Below are 6,961 nucleotides of genomic sequence, written 5' to 3' on the forward strand. Positions count from 1 at the left end.
TCCCCTTTGGGGGCCGTACGATCCTTTATCGACGTTCGTGTGCGGGATGGGGATCGCTCGACTCGTCTGTCGGCTAGTATCCGCAGATGCATGCTTGACGGTCCCTCCACCCTGGCTCCTACATACCGCGTAGGAGCCGGGAGGAACATACAAGCTTGCTCGACTGCTTCTGGTCGGTGGAAGTCGAGCAGGCTCGAGTCCACGGGAACGCGCGATCGTTGCGCATGGCGGACTACTCTGTTGCACAGGACCCATTTGACCTCAACCGGAGTTGAGGTCACAGACTGCCGGCATCCCCCACGAGGCGCGCGGCATGAACCTGCTGACCACACCGGACCTCAGCCATGGCCTGATGGAACTGTTCAATCCACCGGGTCTCTACGATCCTTCGGCCAACGGCTACTCACACGTGGCGGTGGTGCGCCTGCCGGCACGGGTGATCCATGTCGCAGGGCAGGGCGGCGAAGATGCCCAGGGCCGCCTCTCGCCCAGCTTCGAAGAACAGGTCGGGCAGGCGCTGGACAACCTGCAGACCGCGCTGCGATCGGCGCAGGCAAGTCTGGCCGATGTGGCGCGGCTGCGCATCCTGGTGGTCAACCACGATGAGGACCGGCTCGGCATCATTGCCCACCAGGTGCGACGGCGCTGGCCGAACCGCGCGGCGCCCACCTGCACGCTGATCCCGGTGCCGCGACTGGCGTTGGACGGCATGCTGTTCGAGATCGAGGCGGAGGCCTACGCCGCCTAGCGCAGGTAGTACTCCACCGGCACCACCAGTTCCTGCGGTGCCTTCAGTTCCTCGGGAATGGGCGGCAGCGGCTGCGCGCGACGGAAGGTCTGCAGCGCAGCGTCATCGAGCATCGGCTGGCCACTGGACTGCTCCAGCCGCAGCGCCAGCAGGCGACCTTCGCGGTCGATGCTGGCCCTGACCCAGGCAGTGCCCTGCTGCCGGCGCGAGCGCGCGGCGGCAGGGTAATAGCGGTAACGCTCCAGCCGTGCCATCAGGCGGGCTTCCCACTGGTCGCTGGCGGCGCCGGCCTGGAAGTCCGCCGGTGGCGCGTCTGGAGCGGGCGGCGCGGCCGTGATCGATGCCGGTGCGGGACTTGCATCGGTCGCGGCCGCAGGCGGGGCGACCGGCAGCGGCTTTCGACCCGTCCCGCCCGTTTCGCTGGCGGCCAACTCGCCCTCGCGCGCGGCGGTAGGCTTCGGTGGTGGCGGCGACTTGGTCGGTTGCGATGCACGCGCCTGCTGCGCCTGGCTGGGGGTATCCGCCTGGCGCTCCTCTACGGGCTGTGGCGGCGTGGCCGGTGCCAGCAGGCGCAGGCTGATGCGCACGTCCTGCTCCGGCGGTGGCAGCATCGGCGGCATTGCAACCCAGTGCACCAACAGCAGCAGGGGCAGCAGGTGCAGGACGACGGTGATCACGATCGCCTGCCAGTGTTGGCCGCGCTCACTCATCGTCCAGCACCCACAGCAGATCGGCATCAGCAGCACCGACGGTTTCACCCGGCGAGGCCAATGCGATCACCAGCGCAGGCGTATCCGGTGACAGGTAGCCCGGCACCCCGGTGCCGCGCAGCACATGCCAGCGACCGGCTACCAGCAGCGCGGGTGCGGGTGCTGCGGTCAGCACCTGTGCCATGCGCGTGTCGCGGGCCTGTTGCACGGCCAGCATCCCTTCCAGCATCGGTGCCGCGTCTGCGTGCTGGGCCAGTACCACATCCGACAGGCGTTGGCGGGCGGCGGGCACCGGGAACCGCACCGCATCAGCGGACGCCAGGTGGGCGTTGACCTCGACGCGCGCGAGATTGCCGCCGAACAAGGGGATGCCGGCTGCGGTGGCGTCCTGCACCAGTCTGCCGTAGGCGGTCCACGGCCATCGTGTATCCCAGCCCAGCAGCTCCTGCAGGCGCGCACCGTCGGCATGGTTGCCCTTGGCCAGCCAGCGCTGCACCCGCTGCAGGCGCGGCTGGCGTTCGCTGGCAATCATCTCCAGCACCAGCGCGCCTTGTGGACGCTGCTGCTGCAGCGCGTGCAGCAGCCAGCGCTGGGCAGCGTGGTCACCGGCCAGGTCGTGGCGTTCGCCCAGCAGCAGTCGCGGGGCGTTCGCTGCGCGCTTCACGAACGCAGCTTCGTCCAGGGTCTGGCCGCTCGCGAGGTCGAGCACCTTGCCGGGCATCGGCTGCGCGCTGGCCATTGACGCGAGCGCGAGCAGGCACAGCGGCAGCCAGCGACGGCTAGAACGCCACATTGACGCCCATCGAGACGGTACGGCCACGGCCGTTGCCGCGGTCCAGGATCGGGCTGAAGATGCTGTCGATCGAGGCATTGTTGTCATAGGCCTTGTTCTGCAGGTTTTCGATGTTCAGCCACAGGGTGGTGTTGGCCTGGGGCTTGAAGCTGGCGTAGAAGTCCAGCAGCACGCCGGTGCCGCCGGTCTTGCGGGTCTGGAAGAAGTCGTAGCCTTCCTCGGTCGGGCCTGAGTACTCGGCGCGCAGGCCGGCCTGCACACGCTGCTGCCACCAGCGGCCGCCCACGTCCAGCGTCCAGTAGCGGTCGGGCAGGGCAGTGATGTCTTCCAGGTTGACGAACTCGATGGCCGGTGCACTGGTGCGCGAGCGGGTCCAGCTCAGCGTGGCGTGGTAGTGCTCGCTGGCGTAATGGGCTTCCAGTTCGATGCCGCGCATGCGCACCACGCCGGGGTGGTTCATCCAGCGCGTGGTGGCGCTGAAGTCGTCGGCGTCCAGCACATCGGTCCAGGCATTGAGCTGCGGATCGCTGTCGATCGGCACCACGAACGGTTCCACTTCCGGCGGATGCACGATCAGCAGGTACTGCGGCTTGATGTAGTCGCGGATGCGGTTGTCGAAGCGGGTGACCCGCAGTTGTGCCAGGTCACCGTCGACCAGCAGCGAGTCGGTGCTGAGGTTGGCGCCGAACTGCAGGTTGCGCGAGCGCTCGCGGCGCAGGAACGGATTGGCGCCGATGCCGTCGGCGACGCTGGCGTCCTCCAGCGGGATCTTCTCGAAGAACATTTCCTGCACGCGCGGCGGCCGCGACGTGCGCGAGACCTCGGCGAACAGCTGCAGCCAGTCGGTGGCCTGCAGTGAAACCGCCAGGCTCGGGCTGAGTGCGCGCTCTGTGCGACGCACGTCGATGTCGCCGCCATTGATCTCCGCGCACTGGCCGGGCACATCCGAGCACACCGGGATGTGACCACGGATGCCGAAGCGATCCTGGCGCAGTCCTGCGGTCAGGGCATAGATGTCGTACTGCAGCTCCAGCGTGCTGAACACACTGTCCAGCTGGCTGCGGCCCTGCGGATTGGCACCGCGCAGGATGGGCGTATCGGCCACATAGATGTCCGATTGGTGCTTGATGCCGGTGTTCCAGCGCGCCTGCAGTGCACCGATGTCGAAGCGGCTGGTGTTGTCCACGGTCCAGCTGCTAAGGCTGCTGTGGGTGCGGCGGCCGATGTAGCTGGAGTCCTCCACCGGCGGGTAGAACAGCCGGGTCTTGTTGCTGGCGAAGGTCGCACGCAGGTCGATCCACGGCGAATAGGGTGTGTAGTGGTAACTGGCGCGCTGGTTGCGCGCGGAAATCTGCCACGGATAGTTGTGGTAGAAGTCGTTTTCGTAACGCATGTGGCTCAGGTCCAGCCGATGCTGGTCGCTGGGCTGCAGGCGCGCCTTCAACAGCCAGCTGCTGGGCTGCTGGCTGCCCGGGTCGGCGTTGTTCTTCTGCCCGCGTGCGGTCGCGTATTCGCTGCTGCGGCTGCTGCTGGCGGCGGCCAGCAGGCCGAACTGGCGGTCGCCACCCTCTTCGCTGTGGCGCCAGGCACCGGCGAAGGTACGGCCACTGCCGTAGCCGTTGTTGCCGTGGCGGTAGCCCGCACGCAGGCCCCAGTCGCGCCCCTCGCCGAGCAGATCGTCGATGTCCAGCGTGCGGAAGTTGGCACTGCCGGCCAGCGTGCCGGCGCCATCACCACCGGCGACCGCACCGCGCTGCACGTCCACACCGGCCAGCAGGAAGGGATCGACATAGGCGAACGGGCCGCCCGAGCCGTGCCCGGCATTGTTGCGGAAGGTCTGGGTGACACCGTCGATCATGGTGTTGACCCGGCCGGCACCGGTCATGCCGCGGATGTTGACCTGCAGGCCCGGCTGGCTGCGCGAATGGAAGCTGTGGGTGCCGGGCATCGAGCGCAGCAGGCTGTTGCCTTCCTGGCGTTCGGCCATCGCCACGCGCTCGCTGCCCACCGGGGGCGCAAAGCCATCGCGGGTGGCCGGTACATATTGACTGGCGCCGGCACCCGGTGCCTGACCGTGTGCGGTAGTACCCTGCACCCGCAGCGGGCCAGTGCGACGGCTGCCATCGGCGCGTTCAGCCGGCGCCGGCTCCAGGGCGGCACGACGCGCATCGACGAAGCGCGGGCGCAGGCCGCTGCCTGCCAACAGGCGCGACAGGGCCTGCGCATCGTCGAAGTCACCGCGCAGCGCAGGCGCCGAATGGCCCGCGGGCAGCGCTGCGCCGATCACCAGATCGACGCCGGTCAGCCGGCTGTAGGCGTCCAGCGCGGCCGCCAGCGGTTGTGCGGGCAGATTGTAGGTACGGGTGGCGGTCTGTGCGTGGGCACTGCCGGGCAGCAGCGGAAGGGCACTGGTACAGGCCAGCGACAGGGCGAGGACAAGGGGGCGGGGGCACAGCATCGGGGGCTCCAGGGGCTGACGCAGAGCGTCGTCATCCTGGGTAGACGCAGCCGCAGGCCGGATGTCAGGGTCCATCACGCTGTTCCCTGCGTGGCGGCAGCCACACCTGTATGCCCGCGCCGAGGCGCAGCACGCGCACCTGCAACTGAGTGGCCAACTGGTCGCGGTTGCCGGCCGCACCGTCGGCACTGCCAAGCAGGGTGACCGGCTGCTGGCGCAGCTGCTCGCCGACGACCCACGTGTGCCCGCCATGCCAGCGGTCCAGGCCCTGCGTGACGTCGGCCAGTGGGGCCGAGACCCAATGCAGGCGCCGCTCGCGCCAGGCCAATGCTCCGGGGGCGGTCGTTGTTGCATGGGCTGTTGCCTGCCCATCGAAGCGCAGCTGTTCGCCGTGGTCAGCCAGCATGCTGACGTTGCCGCTGTCCACGCGCACGCGATGCTCGGTAACGGTGACCACGCTGCTGTTGCCCTGCACGGCAAGATCGAATGCGGTCCCCAGTGCAGTGACGGTGCCCTGTGCGGTATGCACCTGGAAGGGCCGGTCGGCATCGGCGGCGACCTGGAACCAGGCCTGGCCGCGCTGCAGCTGGAGCTGGCGGCGCTGCCCATCGATGCGCACCTTCACTTCGCTGCCGGGTGACAGCAGGACATGCGAGCCATCCCGAAGGGTCTCCTCGCGGATCTCGCCAGCGGCCGTTCGCAGGACCTGCGCTACAGGCGGCGACACATGGCGGCTGTAGAGACCCAGCGCGCACAGCAACAGAACCGCAATGCCGGCTTCGCGCAGGCGACGGCGTTGCCTGCGCTGCTGTTGCCGCTGCAGGCTGGGCAGCGTCGCACCGGCCTGCCACAGGTGTTGCAGATGCTGGTACTGCGCAGCATGGCGAGGGTCGGCCTGGTACCACTGCTCGAACGCGTTCTCGTCGCGGCCACCGTCGTGCCCGTCCAGCCACCAGCGTGCAGCTTCGCGCGCGATCGCGTCCAGGCTCATGCGCCCGGCACCTGCTGCAGGGCGACCAGTGCGCGCAGCAGATGGCCGTGCGCGGTCTGCCGGCTGATGCCGAGCTGGCGCCCGATCTCGGCCAGCGCCAACTGTTCAACCCGCGCCAGCAGGAACACCTGGCGCGAGCGCGGTGGCAGCGCGGCGATGATCGCGTCGAGGTGGCGCAGCTGTTCGGCGTCGAGCAGTCGCTGCTCGGGCAGCGGCGCAGGATCGGCGATGGCATGCAACTGCGTGTCATCCAGCGCTTCTTCGCGACGGCGCTGGCGTTGCCGGTAATGGTCGGCAATCAGGTTGTGGGCAACACGGTACAGGTACGCGCGGCCATTGCTCAGCAGGCCACTGGCGGCGACCTTGACGACACGCAGCCAGGTTTCCTGGACGACGTCATCGGCGTCGCTGCGTTGCGGGAGTTTGCGGCGGACATGGGCGTGCAGCGGCCGGTAATGGGCCGCGCACAGCTGCGCGACATCCGTCGGTTCGACAGGCGTGGACACGGGGCGGGCGACAACTGGGAAAGGGAACAGCCCGCGGCGGCAAGGGCAGCGGCTGCACCTTACAGCAAAAGAGAATCATTTGCATCTTTGGTGCGAGCGCAGTCCGCATGAGCCACCGCGGCGTCAGCGGGGACGATAATCGCAGTGGATCTGCAGGGCTTCGGTGGGATTGTGATGCAGCACGAATCCGCAGTGCTGCAGGCTGCGCTTCGCTCGTGCGACTGGCTCGGCATACCGGGCGACGCGGCGGTGCTGCCAGCGCGGCGGGGTGAACACGCCCAGGGGCAGCAGCCGCAGCCGCTCGCCGTGCAGTACCAGTGAGACATCGACATGACGGCCATCGATGTCGTGGCCGTTGGCGCCGAAGATGGCGTCGACTTCATCCCGGCGCTGCGGATAACAGGCACGGAAGAGGGTGATGCCGAGCCGACGCACCAGGCGGCGGAAGCCACCGAGACGGCTGTGGCTGGGTTCGAAGCCACGGGTGAGCAGTAGCCGCAGCCCCACAGGCAGCATTGCCTGCGCGTCGAGCAGGCGTTGCAGTACCTCTTCTTCCAGTTGGATGCGGGTGGAGGGCCAGCGCGGGGCGATGAGCAGTCCGTGGTGGTTGCCGCGTTGCAGGGTCAGCATCGGTGAAGCTTCGCACGCGGCCGAACAGCCGGGGTAGTGCCGGCCGCTGGCCGGTAGATTCGAATGCCGGCCAGCGGCCGGCCCTACCCGGTCGATAGGCAGAGATCGCGGTACTGGGTCTGCGA

At 68.5% G+C, this 6,961-nt stretch carries 7 protein-coding genes; 1 reads left to right on the forward strand and 6 read right to left on the reverse strand.

All coding sequences use genetic code 11. The features are described from left to right. The first annotated feature begins 313 nt into the window (after positions 1–313). Positions 314–748 carry a RidA family protein gene (locus V3B48_RS21175; protein WP_329894402.1) on the forward strand — a complete coding sequence of 145 codons (435 nt, stop codon included), beginning with the start codon at positions 314–316 and terminating at the stop codon, positions 746–748. Here V3B48_RS21175 and V3B48_RS21180 read toward each other — a convergent pair. The 6 genes from V3B48_RS21180 to V3B48_RS21205 form a co-directional block, all read right to left on the reverse strand. Beyond that, positions 745–1,458, reverse strand: coding sequence for an energy transducer TonB (locus tag V3B48_RS21180; protein ID WP_032129375.1), 714 nt, complete (start codon positions 1,456–1,458; stop codon positions 745–747). The genes V3B48_RS21175 and V3B48_RS21180 overlap by 4 nt on opposite strands. After that, a complete protein-coding gene (locus V3B48_RS21185) occupies positions 1,451–2,251 on the reverse strand; it encodes a ChaN family lipoprotein (protein ID WP_329894403.1) in 801 nt (266 codons plus the stop codon). The genes V3B48_RS21180 and V3B48_RS21185 overlap by 8 nt, the downstream gene beginning before the upstream one ends. Further along, complete coding sequence (locus V3B48_RS21190) at positions 2,238–4,709, reverse strand: TonB-dependent receptor (RefSeq protein ID WP_253145304.1); 2,472 nt, start codon at positions 4,707–4,709, stop codon at positions 2,238–2,240. The genes V3B48_RS21185 and V3B48_RS21190 overlap by 14 nt, the downstream gene beginning before the upstream one ends. Positions 4,710–4,773: 64 nt before the next feature. Beyond that, positions 4,774–5,700, reverse strand: a complete 927-nt coding sequence (locus V3B48_RS21195; protein ID WP_329894404.1) for a FecR domain-containing protein — start codon at positions 5,698–5,700, stop codon at positions 4,774–4,776. Then, a complete protein-coding gene (locus tag V3B48_RS21200) occupies positions 5,697–6,206 on the reverse strand; it encodes an RNA polymerase sigma factor (protein ID WP_032129371.1) in 510 nt (169 codons plus the stop codon). Before V3B48_RS21200 ends, V3B48_RS21195 begins: the two co-directional genes overlap by 4 nt. A 123-nt stretch (positions 6,207–6,329) precedes the next feature. After that, the gene (locus V3B48_RS21205) at positions 6,330–6,836 is read right to left on the reverse strand and encodes a hypothetical protein (protein ID WP_049398490.1); all 507 of its coding nucleotides are present in this window, start codon (positions 6,834–6,836) and stop codon (positions 6,330–6,332) included. Positions 6,837–6,961: the final 125 nt, after the last annotated feature.

This window comes from Stenotrophomonas sp. SMYL20 (assembly GCF_036320045.1).
Taxonomy (GTDB): Bacteria; Pseudomonadota; Gammaproteobacteria; order Xanthomonadales; family Xanthomonadaceae; genus Stenotrophomonas; species Stenotrophomonas maltophilia_A.